Origin of the sequence: Streptococcus macedonicus ACA-DC 198 (assembly GCA_000283635.1) — a bacterium.
Lineage (GTDB): Bacteria > Bacillota > Bacilli > Lactobacillales > Streptococcaceae > Streptococcus > Streptococcus macedonicus.
In genome coordinates this window covers 471,900-489,367 of sequence record HE613569.1, presented here as the reverse complement: position 1 = coordinate 489,367, position 17,468 = coordinate 471,900, and the positions used below count along the sequence as shown (strand labels likewise).

General features: G+C 40.2%; 12 protein-coding genes, 8 tRNA genes and 3 rRNA genes. 2 read left to right on the top strand and 21 right to left on the bottom strand.

Annotated features, from left to right (window positions below; genetic code table 11):
- Positions 1 to 23 precede the first annotated feature (23 nt).
- The 14 genes from SMA_RS02610 to SMA_RS02545 form a co-directional block, all read right to left on the bottom strand.
- Positions 24 to 95, bottom strand: a tRNA-Glu gene (locus SMA_RS02610).
- 10 nt (positions 96 to 105) lie between these two features.
- Positions 106 to 179: transfer RNA gene (locus SMA_RS02605), tRNA-Ile, on the bottom strand.
- A gap of 23 nt (positions 180 to 202) precedes the next feature.
- Positions 203 to 275: transfer RNA gene (locus tag SMA_RS02600), tRNA-Thr, on the bottom strand.
- 12 nt (positions 276 to 287) lie between these two features.
- Positions 288 to 369: transfer RNA gene (locus SMA_RS02595), tRNA-Leu, on the bottom strand.
- A gap of 9 nt (positions 370 to 378) precedes the next feature.
- Positions 379 to 451 (bottom strand) — tRNA-Lys (locus SMA_RS02590).
- A 3-nt stretch (positions 452 to 454) separates the two neighbouring features.
- Positions 455 to 527: transfer RNA gene (locus SMA_RS02585), tRNA-Asp, on the bottom strand.
- Between the two features lie 22 nt (positions 528 to 549).
- A tRNA-Val gene (locus SMA_RS02580) sits at positions 550 to 622 on the bottom strand.
- A 4-nt stretch (positions 623 to 626) separates the two neighbouring features.
- Positions 627 to 742, bottom strand: a 5S ribosomal RNA gene (rrf, locus tag SMA_RS02575).
- 81 nt (positions 743 to 823) lie between these two features.
- Positions 824 to 3,723: ribosomal RNA gene (locus SMA_RS02570) — 23S ribosomal RNA — on the bottom strand.
- Between the two features lie 144 nt (positions 3,724 to 3,867).
- Positions 3,868 to 3,940 (bottom strand) — tRNA-Ala (locus SMA_RS02565).
- A gap of 57 nt (positions 3,941 to 3,997) precedes the next feature.
- Positions 3,998 to 5,546: ribosomal RNA gene (locus SMA_RS02560) — 16S ribosomal RNA — on the bottom strand.
- The 16S, 23S and 5S rRNA genes sit together here with 8 tRNA genes alongside, the layout of an rRNA operon.
- A gap of 498 nt (positions 5,547 to 6,044) precedes the next feature.
- Complete coding sequence (gene hpf, locus SMA_RS02555) at positions 6,045 to 6,593, bottom strand: ribosome hibernation-promoting factor, HPF/YfiA family (RefSeq protein ID WP_014294079.1); 549 nt, start codon at positions 6,591 to 6,593, stop codon at positions 6,045 to 6,047.
- Between the two features lie 75 nt (positions 6,594 to 6,668).
- Positions 6,669 to 7,331 (bottom strand): ComF family protein, encoded by a 663-nt coding sequence (locus SMA_RS02550; RefSeq protein ID WP_014294078.1) that lies wholly within the window; start codon positions 7,329 to 7,331, stop codon positions 6,669 to 6,671.
- Positions 7,328 to 8,629 (bottom strand): ATP-dependent helicase ComFA, encoded by a 1,302-nt coding sequence (locus SMA_RS02545; RefSeq protein WP_014294077.1) that lies wholly within the window; start codon positions 8,627 to 8,629, stop codon positions 7,328 to 7,330. Before SMA_RS02545 ends, SMA_RS02550 begins: the two co-directional genes overlap by 4 nt.
- A gap of 56 nt (positions 8,630 to 8,685) precedes the next feature.
- On the opposite strand from SMA_RS02545, the gene SMA_RS02540 reads away from it, so the two are divergent.
- Both SMA_RS02540 and cysK read left to right on the top strand, forming a co-directional pair.
- The gene (locus SMA_RS02540; protein WP_014294076.1) at positions 8,686 to 9,312 is read left to right on the top strand and encodes a YigZ family protein; all 627 of its coding nucleotides are present in this window, start codon (positions 8,686 to 8,688) and stop codon (positions 9,310 to 9,312) included.
- 103 nt (positions 9,313 to 9,415) lie between these two features.
- The gene (gene cysK / locus SMA_RS02535) at positions 9,416 to 10,345 is read left to right on the top strand and encodes a cysteine synthase A (RefSeq protein ID WP_014294075.1); all 930 of its coding nucleotides are present in this window, start codon (positions 9,416 to 9,418) and stop codon (positions 10,343 to 10,345) included.
- 119 nt (positions 10,346 to 10,464) lie between these two features.
- Here the strand turns inward: cysK and SMA_RS02530 are convergent, their stop codons facing one another.
- From SMA_RS02530 to SMA_RS02500, 7 genes are all read right to left on the bottom strand, one after another.
- Positions 10,465 to 10,821, bottom strand: coding sequence for a S1 RNA-binding domain-containing protein (locus SMA_RS02530; RefSeq protein WP_014294074.1), 357 nt, complete (start codon positions 10,819 to 10,821; stop codon positions 10,465 to 10,467).
- Positions 10,821 to 12,221 carry a Cof-type HAD-IIB family hydrolase gene (locus SMA_RS02525; protein ID WP_014294073.1) on the bottom strand — a complete coding sequence of 467 codons (1,401 nt, stop codon included), beginning with the start codon at positions 12,219 to 12,221 and terminating at the stop codon, positions 10,821 to 10,823. The genes SMA_RS02530 and SMA_RS02525 overlap by 1 nt, the downstream gene beginning before the upstream one ends.
- Positions 12,222 to 12,339: 118 nt before the next feature.
- A complete protein-coding gene (locus tag SMA_RS02520; protein WP_009853571.1) occupies positions 12,340 to 12,984 on the bottom strand; it encodes a response regulator transcription factor in 645 nt (214 codons plus the stop codon).
- Positions 12,968 to 13,993 carry an envelope stress sensor histidine kinase LiaS gene (locus tag SMA_RS02515; protein ID WP_014294072.1) on the bottom strand — a complete coding sequence of 342 codons (1,026 nt, stop codon included), beginning with the start codon at positions 13,991 to 13,993 and terminating at the stop codon, positions 12,968 to 12,970. The genes SMA_RS02520 and SMA_RS02515 overlap by 17 nt, the downstream gene beginning before the upstream one ends.
- Complete coding sequence (gene liaF / locus SMA_RS02510) at positions 13,990 to 14,685, bottom strand: cell wall-active antibiotics response protein LiaF (RefSeq protein ID WP_014294071.1); 696 nt, start codon at positions 14,683 to 14,685, stop codon at positions 13,990 to 13,992. The genes SMA_RS02515 and liaF overlap by 4 nt, the downstream gene beginning before the upstream one ends.
- A 110-nt stretch (positions 14,686 to 14,795) precedes the next feature.
- Entirely contained in the window at positions 14,796 to 16,712 is a 1,917-nt protein-coding gene (pknB, locus tag SMA_RS02505) for a Stk1 family PASTA domain-containing Ser/Thr kinase (protein ID WP_014294070.1), read from the bottom strand.
- Positions 16,712 to 17,449, bottom strand: a complete 738-nt coding sequence (locus SMA_RS02500; RefSeq protein ID WP_014294069.1) for a Stp1/IreP family PP2C-type Ser/Thr phosphatase — start codon at positions 17,447 to 17,449, stop codon at positions 16,712 to 16,714. Before SMA_RS02500 ends, pknB begins: the two co-directional genes overlap by 1 nt.
- Positions 17,450 to 17,468 lie beyond the last annotated feature (19 nt).

Genomic DNA, 17,468 nt, shown 5'->3' with positions numbered 1-17,468 from the left:
ACCTTTTTAAAAAATAAATAAAATAGTCCGTACGGGATTCGAACCCGTGTTACCGCCGTGAAAAGGCGGTGTCTTAACCCCTTGACCAACGGACCATATTTCTAATGGGCACAAGTGGACTCGAACCACCGACCTCACGCTTATCAGGCGTGCGCTCTAACCAGCTGAGCTATGCGCCCGAAGCTAAAATTATAAAAGGTTATGCCGGCTACATGACTTGAACACGCGACCCTCTGATTACAAATCAGATGCTCTACCAACTGAGCTAAGCCGGCTACTTTTTCTAATGCGGGTTAAGGGACTTTAACCCCCACGCCGTTAAGCGCCAGATCCTAAATCTGGTGCGTCTGCCAATTCCGCCAAACCCGCATAATATTATGACCCGTACTGGGCTCGAACCAGTGACCCTCTGATTAAAAGTCAGATGCTCTACCAACTGAGCTAACGAGTCAAACGGTCCCGACGGGAATCGAACCCGCGATCTTCGCCGTGACAGGGCGACGTGATAACCGCTACACTACGGGACCTTTGGTATATTTACCTTCTTAATGGGAGTTAACGGGATCGAACCGCTGACCCTCTGCTTGTAAGGCAGATGCTCTCCCAGCTGAGCTAAACTCCCTTTTGCTAAGCGACTACCATATCTAACAGGGGGAAACCCCCAACTACTTCAGGCGTTCTAGGGCTTAACTTCTGTGTTCGGCATGGGAACAGGTGTATCTCCTAGGCTATCATCACTTAACTCTGATTGATTATCCAATCAAAATTGAATACCTATATATTTTAACAAGTTTCCGACGCGCTGTCAATATTCTCAGTTACTTTGGATAAGTCCTCGAGCTATTAGTATTAGTCCGCTACATGTGTCACCACACTTCCACTTCTAACCTATCTACCTGATCATCTCTCAGGGCTCTTACTGATATAAAATCATGGGAAATCTCATCTTGAGGTGGGCTTCACACTTAGATGCTTTCAGCGTTTATCCCTTCCCTACATAGCTACCCAGCGATGCCTTTGGCAAGACAACTGGTACACCAGCGGTAAGTCCACTCTGGTCCTCTCGTACTAGGAGCAGATCCTCTCAAATTTCCTACGCCCGCGACGGATAGGGACCGAACTGTCTCACGACGTTCTGAACCCAGCTCGCGTGCCGCTTTAATGGGCGAACAGCCCAACCCTTGGGACCGACTACAGCCCCAGGATGCGACGAGCCGACATCGAGGTGCCAAACCTCCCCGTCGATGTGAACTCTTGGGGGAGATAAGCCTGTTATCCCCAGGGTAGCTTTTATCCGTTGAGCGATGGCCCTTCCATGTGGAACCACCGGATCACTAAGCCCGACTTTCGTCCCTGCTCGAGTTGTAGCTCTCGCAGTCAAGCTCCCTTATACCTTTACACTCTGCGAATGATTTCCAACCATTCTGAGGGAACCTTTGGGCGCCTCCGTTACCTTTTAGGAGGCGACCGCCCCAGTCAAACTGCCCGTCAGACACTGTCTCCGATAGGGATCACCTATCTGGGTTAGAGTAGCCATAACACAAGGGTAGTATCCCAACAACGCCTCCACCGAAACTAGCGTCCCGGCTTCTTAGGCTCCTACCTATCCTGTACATGTGGTACAGATACTCAATATCAAACTGCAGTAAAGCTCCATGGGGTCTTTCCGTCCTGTCGCGGGTAACCTGCATCTTCACAGGTACTAAAATTTCACCGAGTCTCTCGTTGAGACAGTGCCCAAATCATTACGCCTTTCGTGCGGGTCGGAACTTACCCGACAAGGAATTTCGCTACCTTAGGACCGTTATAGTTACGGCCGCCGTTTACTGGGGCTTCAATTCACACCTTCGCTAATGCTAAGCGCTCCTCTTAACCTTCCAGCACCGGGCAGGCGTCACCCCCTATACATCATCTTACGATTTAGCAGAGAGCTGTGTTTTTGATAAACAGTTGCTTGGGCCTATTCACTGCGGCTGACTTAAAGCCAGCGCCCCTTCTCCCGAAGTTACGGGGCCATTTTGCCGAGTTCCTTAACGAGAGTTCTCTCGCTCACCTGAGGCTACTCGCCTCGACTACCTGTGTCGGTTTGCGGTACGGGTAGAGTATAATTAACGCTAGAAGCTTTTCTTGGCAGTGTGACATCACTAACTTCGCTACTTAAATTCACTCCCCATCACAGCTCAATGTTATAGACGTAAGCATTTGACTCACATCACACCTCACTGCTTAGACGTGCACTTCCAATCGCACGCTTTAGTTAGCCTACTGCGTCCCTCCATCACTATATACTCTAGTACAGGAATATCAACCTGTTGTCCATCGGATACACCTTTCGGTCTCTCCTTAGGTCCCGACTAACCCAGGGAGGACGAGCCTTCCCCTGGAAACCTTAGTCATACGGTGGACAGGATTCTCACCTGTCTTTCGCTACTCATACCGGCATTCTCACTTCTATGCGTTCCAGCGCTCCTCACGGTACACCTTCATCACACATAGAACGCTCTCCTACCATACCTAAAAGGTATCCACAGCTTCGGTAATATGTTTTAGCCCCGGTACATTTTCGGCGCAGGGTCACTCGACTAGTGAGCTATTACGCACTCTTTGAATGAATAGCTGCTTCTAAGCTAACATCCTAGTTGTCTGTGCAACCCCACATCCTTTTCCACTTAACATATATTTTGGGACCTTAGCTGGTGGTCTGGGCTGTTTCCCTTTCGACTACGGATCTTAGCACTCGCAGTCTGACTGCCGATTATATCTCGTTGGCATTCGGAGTTTATCTGATATTGGTAATCCGGGATGGACCCCTCAATCAAACAGTGCTCTACCTCCAAGAGACTTAACATCGACGCTAGCCCTAAAGCTATTTCGGAGAGAACCAGCTATCTCCAAGTTCGTTTGGAATTTCTCCGCTACCCACAAGTCATCCAAGCACTTTTCAACGTGCCCTGGTTCGGGCCTCCAGTGAGTTTTACCTCACCTTCACCCTGCTCATGGGTAGGTCACATGGTTTCGGGTCTACGACATGATACTAATTCGCCCTATTAAGACTCGGTTTCCCTACGGCTCCGTCTCTTCAACTTAACCTCGCATCATATCGTAACTCGCCGGTTCATTCTACAAAAGGCACGCTCTCACCCATTAACGGGCTCGAACTTGTTGTAGGCACACGGTTTCAGGTTCTATTTCACTCCCCTCCCGGGGTGCTTTTCACCTTTCCCTCACGGTACTGGTTCACTATCGGTCACTAGAGAGTATTTAGGGTTGGGAGATGGTCCTCCCAGATTCCAACGAGATTTCTCGTGTCTCGCCGTACTCAGGATACTGCTAGGGTTTAAGACTATTTCGAATACGAGGCTGTTACTCTCTTTGGCTTACCTTCCCAGGTAATTCTTCTATAATCTTGACTTCCCACAGCGCAGTCCTACAACCCCGATGTGTAAACACATCGGTTTGCCCTCTTGCCGCTTCGCTCGCCGCTACTAAGGCAATCGCATTTGCTTTCTCTTCCTGCAGCTACTTAGATGTTTCAGTTCACTGCGTCTTCCTCTTCATTACCTTAACAGTAATGAGTGACATGCATCACATGCCGGGTTCCCCCATTCGGACATCTCTGGATCAATGTTTACTTACAACTCCCCAAAGCATTTCGTCGTTAGTCACGTCCTTCATCGGCTTCTAGTGCCAAGGCATCCACCGTGCGCCCTTATTAACTTAACCTTATTTTGGTCTTCTGACCTTAAACTCATTAAATCACAGCGTTTCGGTTTATTTCTTGTTACTTTCTACAATTATTTCTAATTGTGGAATTTGATATAGATATTCAATTTTCAATGGACAATCAACTTGAATCTTTCGATTCAATGGAGCCTAGCGGGATCGAACCGCTGACCTCCTGCGTGCAAAGCAGGCGCTCTCCCAGCTGAGCTAAGGCCCCACAAGACCTCTCAAAACTAAACAAGACTTCCCAAACGTGCTTCCGTTTTTTCCTTAGAAAGGAGGTGATCCAGCCGCACCTTCCGATACGGCTACCTTGTTACGACTTCACCCCAATCATCTGTCCCACCTTAGGCGGCTGGCTCCTAAAAGGTTACCTCACCGACTTCGGGTGTTACAAACTCTCGTGGTGTGACGGGCGGTGTGTACAAGGCCCGGGAACGTATTCACCGCGGCGTGCTGATCCGCGATTACTAGCGATTCCGACTTCATGTAGGCGAGTTGCAGCCTACAATCCGAACTGAGATTGGCTTTAAGAGATTTGCTTGCCGTCACCGGCTTGCGACTCGTTGTACCAACCATTGTAGCACGTGTGTAGCCCAGGTCATAAGGGGCATGATGATTTGACGTCATCCCCACCTTCCTCCGGTTTATCACCGGCAGTCTCGCTAGAGTGCCCAACTGAATGATGGCAACTAACAATAGGGGTTGCGCTCGTTGCGGGACTTAACCCAACATCTCACGACACGAGCTGACGACAACCATGCACCACCTGTCACCGATGTTCCGAAGAAACTTTCTATCTCTAGAAATAGCATCGGGATGTCAAGACCTGGTAAGGTTCTTCGCGTTGCTTCGAATTAAACCACATGCTCCACCGCTTGTGCGGGCCCCCGTCAATTCCTTTGAGTTTCAACCTTGCGGTCGTACTCCCCAGGCGGAGTGCTTAATGCGTTAGCTGCGGCACTAAGCCCCGGAAAGGGCCTAACACCTAGCACTCATCGTTTACGGCGTGGACTACCAGGGTATCTAATCCTGTTTGCTCCCCACGCTTTCGAGCCTCAGCGTCAGTTACAGACCAGAGAGCCGCTTTCGCCACCGGTGTTCCTCCATATATCTACGCATTTCACCGCTACACATGGAATTCCACTCTCCCCTTCTGCACTCAAGTTTAACAGTTTCCAAAGCGAACAATGGTTAAGCCACTGCCTTTAACTTCAGACTTATTAAACCGCCTGCGCTCGCTTTACGCCCAATAAATCCGGACAACGCTCGGGACCTACGTATTACCGCGGCTGCTGGCACGTAGTTAGCCGTCCCTTTCTGGTAAGTTACCGTCACTGTGTGAACTTTCCACTCTCACACACGTTCTTCTCTTACAACAGAGCTTTACGATCCGAAAACCTTCTTCACTCACGCGGCGTTGCTCGGTCAGGGTTGCCCCCATTGCCGAAGATTCCCTACTGCTGCCTCCCGTAGGAGTCTGGGCCGTGTCTCAGTCCCAGTGTGGCCGATCACCCTCTCAGGTCGGCTATGTATCGTCGCCTTGGTAGGCCGTTACCCCACCAACTAGCTAATACAACGCAGGTCCATCTACTAGTGATGCAATTGCATCTTTTAAGTCTCTAACATGTGTTAAACACTATTATGCGGTATTAGCTATCGTTTCCAATAGTTATCCCCCACTAATAGGCAGGTTACCTACGCGTTACTCACCCGTTCGCAACTCTTCCAACTCTAGCAAGCTAAAGTCTTCAGCGTTCTACTTGCATGTATTAGGCACGCCGCCAGCGTTCGTCCTGAGCCAGGATCAAACTCTCATTTAATCTTGTTCTCATTCTGTCACTGACAGATTTATTTTCTTAACAGGTCGATTTCTCAACCCGCACGTTTGGTTCGTCTTGTTCAGTTTTCAAAGGTCTTTGTCTCTCGTGAGACAACTTCTATATTCTATCAAATCTGAAATAGCTTGTCAACCACTTTTTTAAAGTTTTTTCAATTCTGTTTCAAACCGATTTCTGCTGCCCTCTCGGACAACAACTATATTAGTTTATCATCCAGGAATTTTTTTGTCAATATCTTTTTCAAAAAAATTTCAAAGTTGCAATTTCTGATTGCTGATAAACTTGCTGCTCAATTGACAGCCATAATAGCTTATCATTTCATGATCTATTTTGTCAATATCTTTTTTGGTATTTTTCAGACACTTAGAAATAAAAACCTATCTCAATGTCTTAAATTAACACTTGAAGATGCAGATTATCATTGATATTTTGGTCTTAATAAAAAATCTGCAAATTGCAGATTTCTGATTTGTTAGTAAATTATTTTGTTTCAATTAAGCCAAGTTCACCATCTTCACGACGATAAAGAACATTTGTAACACCATCTTCTGCATCTGTGTAGATAAAGAAGTCATGTCCTAAAAGATCCATTTGAAGAAGCGCTTCATCGATGTCCATAGGTTTTAGACTAACGTGTTTCGTACGAACAACTTTTACCGCTGGTCCTTCTTCTACAGGCTCTGCTTCAAATTCACTTGTAAAAATTTGACTATCTGGTAATTTTTCACGATGCTTTTTAGCAATTTTTGTTTTGTTTTTACGGATTTGACGCTCAATTTTATCAGTTACCAAATCAATTGAACCGTACATATCTTGTGAGACATCTTCTGCTCTTAGCGTAATAGAATCAACTAAAATGGTTACTTCAACTTTGGCAGTTTTTCCACGATAAACTTTAAGGTTAACGCGAGTGTCTAAAACTTGTTCAGGACGGAAGTATTTTTCAATCTTTCCGAGTTTTGATTCGACATAGTTACGAATAGCATCAGTTACTTCGATGTTTTCTCCACGAATACTATATTTAATCATAAAACACCTCTTTCTCGCTATAAAGCGCTTTCTCTACTCTTTTATTATACTGCTTTCATGAAAATTTGCAAGCCTTTACCGCACAATCGTAAAACTTTTTACATTTTTTGCGCCATTTTCATAGAAAAGCTGGTATATTCCCTTTAAAGTAGCGCCAGTTGTGTAAATATCATCAATAATCAAAATATTTTCTGGCACTTTTGAAATATTTTTAAAAGAAAAAGGATTGAGAGTTTCTAGGCGCTCCTTTCGTGTTTTATCGGACTGTTTTCTGATTTCTATCTTGATTAGTAAGTCTTCATAGGAGATTTTAGCTGCTTGTAAAAGTGCTGTTACTTGGTTAAATTGTCTTTCTTTTAGCCGTTTTGGACTTATGGGAACTGGAACAACGGTGTAGTTTTTATATTTTTTTAATGCTTGTTTGATTTCCTTTGAAAAAACGTGACTTAAAAGAATATCTCCTTGAAATTTATATTTTGAAAAATAGTCTTTCATTGAAGAGTTGTAAGTAAAAAGTGCTTCATGAAACACATGGTGATGCTTTTTTTCCCATGATTGACAATCTAAGCATTGCTGAGCAAAGCCGTTGCGGTAACAGTTTGGGCAATGAATGTCTCCTATTCTTTCAAATGTTTTTTGACACTCCAGACACACGCCGTTGTCATCTTTTTTCATTAAGATAAGGTTTAAAAATTGTTCTTTTTTGGAAAATTCTTGTTCGCAGAGCAGGCAAATCATGCAAAACCTCCTTTTTTATTCATCGCTTTAATTTCAGTAATAGCTTTTCTCATTTCTTTAGTGCTACCGTCATGCAAGAATAACAGTTCTCCTGTTGGACGCTCTGCTGCTCTCCCAACTCGCCCTGAAATCTGAACTAGCGCGCTTTTGGTATATAATCTATGATTGGCAAGCACTACAAAAACATCTACGCATGGGAAAGTGACACCACGTTCTAAAATGGTTGTTGTAACCAAAATAGAAAGTTCTTGTTTCCTAAATTTTTCTACAATTTCTAAGCGATTTTCTGTTTTACTAGACACAAAAGCGATTTGTTCTTCTGGAAAGTAAGTTTGTAAAATTTGAGTAAAGGCTTCTCCTTGTTCGATGTTTGGGAAGAAGATTAGCAAAGGATAGCGGGTTTGACGTTGTTTTTTCAGAAGATTTATTAATTTCTGGGGAATTTTCTTCTTTTGCATATTGGATAAAATGCCAGACAACCAGATTTTTTGTGGCACAACTAATGGATTGGCATGAAAGCGTCGAGCAAGGTGCAATTTGGTCAGAGTTCCTGTTTTTACTTTTTTATCTAATTCATCTGTTGATGTCGCTGTTAAAAAAATCTTGGTTCCATTAGGTTTGGTAGCTTTATCAACAGCATGGTAAAGCACGGCATTATCCACAAATGGAAAGGCATCAACTTCATCAATAATTAACAAATCAAAAGCTTGGTAAAATTTTAAAAGTTGATGTGTTGTGGCAATGATTAAAGGGGCACGTTTGTAGGACTCAGAATCTCCATGAAGCAATGTAATCGGACACGAAAAATCACGTGACAAGCGTTTATAAAGTTCCAGACAAACATCAATTCGCGGACTTGCTAGGCAAACACAACCACCGTCATCAATTATTTTGGATACAGATTGGTAAATCATTTCTGTTTTTCCAGCACCTGTAACAGCATGAATAAGTAGATCTTTCTTAGCATCAATACCTTCTAACATCCCTTTTGAAACGTCATCTTGGTAAGGAGTCAATTTTCCTTTCCAAATAAGAGAATTTTTTTTAGAAAAACATTTTTGTGGAAAATAATAGAGATGTCCATTACTCGTATTTCTTCCAAAAACAAGGCAAATTCGACAATAAAAAACGTTTGTTTGAAGTTTGTTTTGTAAAGATACTTGACTACCACAACGATTGCAAACATAATGATGATTTAATTTTGTCATTGCTGGTAACTGTTTAGTCTGTTTTTTTAAGGCATCCGAAAGTTGAGCTTGTGTAAATAGTCTTCCATAATAATTATCCAGTTTATCCATACTTTATTTATTCGAAAAATTTTGCTAAATAGCTTAAAATCTTGTAAAATTTTGGTATGAACTATAAAACGATTAAAAATGATGGTATTTTTGAAGAAGAAATTAAAAAGTCACGCTTTATCTGTCAGTTAAAACGAGTTGACACAGAGGAAGAGGGGCGTCAATTCATTGCACAAATCAAAAAAGAACATTATAAAGCAACACATTCTTGCTCGGCTATGATTATTGGTGAACATGCTGAAATCAAGCGTTCTAGCGATGATGGTGAGCCAAGTGGAACTGCTGGTGTTCCAATGCTAACTGTTCTAGAAAAACAAGGCTTGACCAACGTTGTTGCCGTTGTGACACGTTATTTTGGTGGTATTAAATTAGGTGCTGGTGGGCTTATTCGGGCTTATTCAGGCAGTGTTGCTAATGCTCTCAAGGAAATTGGTCTAGTTAAGGTAAAAGAACAAGAGGGGCTCAAAATCACTCTTTCTTATCCTCAATATCAAACCTTTGCTAACTTTTTACAGGCTGAAAACCTGCAAGAATTTGATACAGAATTTCTTGAAAATGTCACAGCCTATATTTACCTTGACCCTGAAAACCTCAAAGAAGTTAGTGGGCGTTTGATTGAATTTTACCAAGGCAAAGTTGACTTTACTAAATCAGGTTCAAAAATTGTCGAAGTTCCCTTGTGATAGTATTTTTTTATCACCTTGATAGGAAATATGTATTTTACAAAGGAATTAATTAGACATATACTTTTATCTATAAATTTTTAAATCAATAAGAGGTGAACATATGTCAAAAATTTACAATTCAATTACTGAATTAATTGGAAATACACCAATCGTAAAACTTAACAACATTGTCCCTGAAGATGCTGCTGATGTTTATGTTAAAATCGAAGCTTTCAACCCTGGTTCTTCTGTCAAAGACCGTATTGCCCTTCGTATGATTGAAGATGCTGAAAAAGCAGGCACAATCAAACCAGGCGATATTATTGTTGAACCAACTTCTGGAAATACAGGAATTGGTCTTGCATGGGTTGGCGCAGCTAAAGGCTACAAAGTGATTATCGTTATGCCTGAAACAATGAGTGTTGAACGTCGCAAAATTATTCAAGCTTATGGTGCTGAACTCGTTTTAACTCCTGGAAGTGAAGGAATGAAAGGGGCTATTGCCAAAGCAAAAGAAATTGCTGAAGAAAAAAATGGTTGGGTGCCTCTTCAATTTGCTAACCCTTCTAACCCTGCTATGCACGAAGATACAACAGGTGCTGAAATTATCGAAGCTTTTGGTCCAACGGGTCTTGATGCCTTTGTTTCTGGTGTTGGTACTGGTGGAACAGTTTCAGGTGTTTCTCATGCTCTTAAAAAAGCTAATCCTAACGTTCAAGTTTATGCTGTTGAAGCTGATGAATCTGCCGTGCTTTCTGGTGAAAAGCCTGGTCCACACAAAATCCAAGGTATTTCAGCTGGTTTCATCCCTGACACTCTTGACACTAAAGCTTATGACGGTGTTATTCGTGTAGCTTCTGACGATGCTATCATTACTAGCCGTAATCTCGGTGGAAAAGAAGGATTCCTTGCTGGTATTTCTTCTGGTGCAGCTATTTATGCAGCTATTAAAAAAGCAAAAGAACTTGGTAAAGGTAAAAAAGTTCTTGCACTTCTCCCAGATAACGGTGAACGTTACCTTTCAACATCTCTTTATGATTTTAACGACTAATGTCACCAATTATGTTAACTTTCCTTAGGTTACATTTCTCTCCTCTATCATTAAAATAATTATCTATATCTATGTATAAAAGCAAAAAGCCTATCACAGTGACTGTGATAGGCTTTTTGTTATTCTTTCTTCAATAATTCTAGGCTTTCTTTTGTCCATTTTGGCAAATTGTCCGCCAATGGTTGAAAGCCAATGTTTAGATGGCTATTTGAAAAGCGGTGACGACGGTGTAAGTGATGTTTTTCTTCCTCCAGTGTGCGAAGAGATAAACTTGCTTTTTGCGTAAATTCATCAAAATCAATAACTTGGACTAAAACTTTTTCCCCAACACTGAGTAATTGGTAAATGTTTTCAATATAACCTGTTTTAATTTCTGAAATATGAATAAGACCTGTTGTCCCATTATCTAATGCGACAAAGGCACCATAAGGTTTTATACCTGTTATTGTTCCAGTGATTTTGTCGCCAATTCTCATTAGTCCACTACCTCAATTGTTTCGATAACGACATCTTCAACTGGGCGGTCTTGAGCACCAGTTTCGACGTTAGCAATTTCATCTAAAACTTTGTATGAATCATCGTCCATGATTTGGCCAAATACGGTATGGCGACGGTCCAAGTGTGGCGTTCCACCATTTGTCGCATAAAATTCTGCAATTGTTTTTGGCCAACCACCACGTTCTAATTCTTTTTGAGCATAAGGAATTTTGCTGTTTTGAACGATAAAGAACTGACTGCCGTTTGTATTTGGTCCAGCATTAGCCATTGAAAGAGCCCCACGAACGTTATAAAGTTCTTCCGAGAATTCATCTTCGAAACTATCGCCATAGATAGATTGTCCCCCCATACCAGTACCAGTTGGGTCACCACCTTGAATCATAAATTCAGGAATAATACGGTGGAAAATAATACCGTCATAGTAGCCATCTTTTGACAAGGCAATAAAGTTTGCAACTGTTTTTGGTGCGTGTTCTGGGAAGAGTTTAATCTTCATATCACCGTGATTAGTTTTGATTATCGCAACTGGACCTTCAACTGTTGTTAAGTCAACTTGTGGGAAATTTAATTGTTTTTCTACCAAACCGAGTTCCTCCAAAGCATATAAAATGCCATCTTCTTCTACTGTTTTTGTTACAAAATCTGCTTTTTCTTTGAGTTCAGGGACTGCATTGCCCATAGCAATCTTCAAGCCAACATAATCAAAGATTTCCATGTCATTTGGACCATCACCAAACATCATGGCATTGATTGGTTTTAAGTTTTGACTTTCTAGAACGTGCGCAACACCTGAAGCTTTAGAAATACCATTTTTGACGACATCAGATGAATGTTCATGCCAAGGGACTAAACGAATTTCTACAGCTAATTCATCAGGTAATCGCAACTGAGCATTATTTTCCGTAAAGGTCCACATATGATAAACATCATTTGTCAAATAGAAATCAGGCTCAACGTCGCAGACACCGTATATTGGTATCATTGCGTCATCGATTAGGTCACAACGAGCTGAAACAACTGGTTTATCTTTTCCAGCAAAACCGTATTCAATTCCTTCTGATTTAGCCCAGGCAACGTATTTTTCGACAATGTCTCGTGGCAACGGGTCATTAACAATTTCTGTTGCTTTTTTATCGATGACATATGTGCCATTAATCGTCACGAAATAATCAGGCTCTAGAGCGCGAATTTCTGGCACAATGCCATAAAAGGCACGCCCGGTTGCAATCCCAGTCAGGATACCTTTTTCTTTTAAGCTTTTAAAAACATACTTAATTGATTCTGGCATATAGGCTGTTGCTTTTACGCGCAAGGTGTCATCAATGTCAAAAAAGACAATTTTAGTTTTTTTAGCCTTGTATTTAGTTTTTACATTCATCTGAAAATTATGGGAAAGGAAAAAGTCATCAGAATCTCATTTTCCATAAAAGTGACATCACTTTCCCATTTTCCTTTCTAATTAAAAATCAAAGAAAAGCCATGATTATATTATATCATTATTCGTCATCTTGCGGTACTAAATGATGTTTAAAGGCATAAACGACTGCTTGTGTACGGTCATCAACTTCTAACTTAGCTAGAATATTTGAAACGTGTGTTTTGACGGTTTTTAGTGAGATAAATAGCTCATCAGCAATAGTTTGATTATCATACCCTTTAGCAAGTAATCTCAAAATATCACGTTCACGCGCTGTCAAATCTTCATGCAATTCTGGTTGCATATCATGGGCTTTGATTTTTTTATCGACTTCTGTTTCAATAGCTAACTCACCACGTGCAACTTTCTGAATGGCATTTAAAATTTCTGCTGCGCTAGATGTTTTTAACATATAACCTTTGGCCCCTGCTTCAATGACAGGATAAATTTTTTCGTTATCAAGGTAAGATGTTAAAACAAGAATTTTAGCTTCCTTCCATTCTTCCAGAAGCTTCAATGTTGCTTCGACACCGCTCATTTCTGGCATTACCAAATCCATAACAACCACATCTGGTTTTAATTCTAAAGCCAAATTGATACCATCTAAACCATTTCCAGCTTCGCCAACCACCTCAACATCTGGTTGCAAATTCAAAAAACTTTTTAACCCTAAACGTACCATTTCATGGTCATCAACTAGGATAACTTTAATTTTCTGGGTCATCTTCTTTCTCCTCGTTTCCTCTCTTTACCAGTGGCAAACGAATATCCATTGATACTCCTTTACCTTTTTGACTCAGTAATGTAACTGTTCCAGCCATATCATCAACACGTTCTTCAATATTACTAATACCATAACTTAAATCATGGCTTTCATCCATATCAAAACCGACACCGTTATCGATCATTTTAAGCTGAAGCTCGGTTTCTGTTTGATTTAGATAAACCTCTAAACGACTGGCTTTAGCGTGTCTAAGGGTATTACTAATGAATTCTTGTGCAATTCGAAAAACGTTATCCTCTATTTTCTTAGGTAGTTGACCGATACTTTTCTTATAAACAACCTCTATACTACTCTTATCTGTCAATTCTTTCAAGAGGATATCAAAACCTTCTGAAAGAGTTTTATTTTCTAATTCTATTGGTCGTAAATGCAATAGCAAAATTCGCAAATCTTTTTGAGCATTTTGTAGCATGCTTTCAACAGCCGTCAATTGAAATTCTAATTGCTCTTTTTCAATTTTGTCAAGATTAGCAGACACGCCTGAAAGGATCATCGAAGAGGCGAATAATTCTTGACTAACCGTGTCATGCAAGTCACGCGCAATTCGTTTTCGTTCTTGCTCAACAATTTCTTGACTGTTTAGAATACGACTATTTTCTGTATTTTGCAAACTATTTGTCAAATGCGTCATTTTTTTAGACAAACGCGATAAATTCGTATTGATTTCTGTATCTTCGTTTAGACTGATAGGCTGATTATTCAAAATACGGCGTAAGTTTTGGTTGATACCACGTTTGCTGTTATCATCTAAAATAACCCAAAGCAAAAGCAACAAAATCGTTACTGCTAGGATTAAAAAGACAATTGAAAAGACAAATTGTTCTCCCATCCAGAAATCTGTGATAAAATTTTTCAAATGCAGATTTAAACTATCCAAAATAACGACAACGGTTGATATGATAATAATGCTCGCATAAAGGATAAATAATATAAAATAATGTTTTTTCATTTGCGCACCACCTCAACATCTCCAGCAAGCGTACTAACGATAATTTTCACTGCTTTTAAATATTCTTCATCCTCACTATGCCATATTTTTAACGATTCATTACGTAAATCATATTCTTCAAAATCAAAGTATCGAACGCTACCATAAATCGCACTAACATCTAATTTCACAGCAACATCAATAGGTACTAAAATTTTTGTTGGTCCTAAAATTTTTCGAATAACAACAACATTATCCTTTCCAGTTACAATGATATTACTTAAATCAATCGTATCACTTCCTGTCAAACGAATAATATTGATATCATCAAACGCATAAAAATCACTATCATGCGTATCCATTCCAAACCATTGATTACGAACTGGCTTTGCTTTTAATTCTTCCTCACGAAAACGCACCAAAGCATAACGATTTTTTTTCTTAACTTGTGAAAAATGATTGATAACAATGTAAACAACACCTAATACCACTGCCATGATAATATAAGGATTAAGCATAAAAATCATAAATAAAAGAACAAGACCGATAGTTAATAAAAAGTTGTTCCGTTTATCTTGATTATAAAACCGCAGTGCCAATAAAATCAAAACAAGAATAAGAATAAAACTAGATAGATTATTTGCCATGATAGTCATCAAGCCCATCACAATCAAAATCACCTCTACGATGATAAAAAATTGAATCTTCCTCATATCATACCCTTTCTTTTTCTGTATTTTACCAAAAAGCTACCAAAATTGCAGGTTTCTAACTAAAAAAGCAACATTAAAAGCCTAGGAAGTTATCCTAGACTTTTAAGTTATTATTCATCACTTGTTTCTGTCGATGAGCTACTGTCATCTGTACTACTGCTTGATGAACTTGATTCTTTTGATTCAGAGGATTCTGAGCTTGATGAACTTGATTCTTTTGATTCAGAGGATTCTGAGCTTGATGACGATGGTGCCTGTGAGCTTTCTTCTTCATCAGCTGCTAGGTAAAGTACCACGTTATCACTTAGTGTATCACCATAATATGGTGTCTGAGCAGTGACAGTTGCTGTTGAAGATGGTGAGCTTACTTGCACATAACCCGTAGATGAATTGGGATTGGCTTGATAAGCCGTAATATGTGAACTTGATACACCTAGAGCCGTCAGGGCAGCAATAGCTTCTGAATAAGTATATCCTGTCAAATTCGGCATTGTTACTGTACTCTCAGTAGCTACTTTAAAGGTAATCTTATCATCACCACTTACCTTAAAGGTTCCACCTTCGCTAGGTGTTTGACTGATGATAACACCTTCGTCATAATCTGACGTTGAGACTTCTTCAATCTCAATTTGCGACTCTGAAACACCATAATTATTAACCAAATCTTTAACGGCTGTTTGATAATCTTGACCTGTATAGTCTTTTATCTTGAATCCTGATAAGCCTTTTGATACGTAAATATCAATTGATGACCCTTCTTTTTTCGATGAACCAGCAGTTGGACTTGTCTTAATAACGTAACCACTCTCGACGGTATCGCTTGATACTTCATGAACGGTTCCAACTTTAAGACCTGATGATTTTATCGTTGTTTTTGCTTCTGATAAACTAGAGCCAGCAACATCTGGAACACTCACGGTTGATGGTGAGGTCAACGTCAAGTATGTAAAGATAGCAATAGCTACAATCACAACTGCAAAAAAGATTTTCATTAACGTGCCGAACATACGATGTGATTTTTTCTTCTTTGTTTTAGCTTTAGTCGCTTTGTTTTCTGTTGCTGCTTTATCTTCTTTAGCTGCTTTTTGTTTCTTCAAAAGTTGTTCTGTCGTTGAAGGAACAGATGTTGATGTTGTTACCTTTGGAAGTGTCTTTGTATTTTCAGTATCTTCAAAAACAAGTTTAGGTTCACGGCTACGGTTGTAAAAAAGTGCCGTCATCAAATCACGACTCATTTCAAAAGTTGACGCATAACGGTCACTTAAACGTTTTGCAGTCGCCTTGATAACAACATTTTCTAGTGCTTGTGGCACATTTTTATTCTCATCAATGATGGAAGGAAGTGGTTTTTGGAAATGTTGAAGCGCAATGGTAACAGCTGAATCGCCATCATATGGGATGTGACCTGTTAACATTTCAAACAACATAATCCCCATAGCGTAAATATCACTTTGAACAGTCGCTTTTGAACCACGTGCTTGTTCAGGCGATAAATAATGCACACTACCTAGCATTGAATTGGTTTGCGTTAAACTTGTTTCGGCAAAGGCTACGGCGATACCAAAATCAGTAACTTTAACAGTTCCGTCTTTGGTTAATAATATATTTTGTGGTTTTAAATCACGGTGAACAATTCCTTGTTGATGCGCCAAAGTCATCGCAGATAGGACTTCTTCCATGATTCTAACAACTTCATTATTAGAAAGCGGAGCATGATCTTGAATGTATTTTTTTAAGTCCGAGCCATCAACATATTCCATTACTAAGAATTGCTGTCCATCTTCTTCTCCAATATCACGAATCGAGACAATATTTGGATGGTTCAGTTCTGCCATGGCACGCGCTTCCCGTTGGAAACGCGCTACGGCAATTTGATCAGTCTGATAATTCGTCCGAAGCACCTTAATGGCAACTTCTTCATTATCAAGAATGAGATCTTTTGCCAGATAAACATCTGCCATTCCACCCCGTCCGATAGATTTGAGGATCCGATAACGACCAGCAAATAATTTGCCAATCTGAATCATTAAACTTCCTCACTTTCGGCGTGGATCAAAGCAATGGTAATGTTATCAAGACCTCCACGTTCGTTAGCAAGAGTAACCAACTCATTGTTCTTGTCATCAAGATTTTTATCTTGACTTAAAATGCTAACAATTTCGTCATTGGTAATCATATTAGTTAAACCATCACTGTTAATAATGAGATAGTCATTTTCTTCAAGTACCTGAACACCTAAATCTGGTTCGACAGGATTTGCTTGTCCAATAGACTGTGTAATGATATTTTTTTGAGGATGATTTGCAGCTTCCTCTTCAGTCAATTGACCAGCTTTTACCAGTTCATTAACTAAAGAATGATCACTTGTCAACAATCGGTATTCTCCTTGGTGGAGCAAACCAATGCGTGAATCCCCAACATGAGCATAGATGACATTGTTATCAACAATTGCCAATGCTTCTACTGTTGTTCCCATGCCTTTATACTCATCAGTTTGACCGAGTTCATAGACTTTGCGATTTTCAGCTTCTAATGTTACTAAAAGCCAATCACGAATCTGACTTAATTCAGTGTAATCGGTATTAATCCATTCACGTCCAAGATCTGTAACAGTCATTTCGCTAGCGATATTTCCTGCTCGATGACCACCCATGCCATCTGCTAAAATAACCAAAGTAATGCCTTTTTTATTATCAAATTTGTTAATAAAATCCTGATTGTTTGAACGTTTTTGTCCGATATCAGTTACAAGTGAAATTTTCATAGTTTTTCTTCTGACTGTG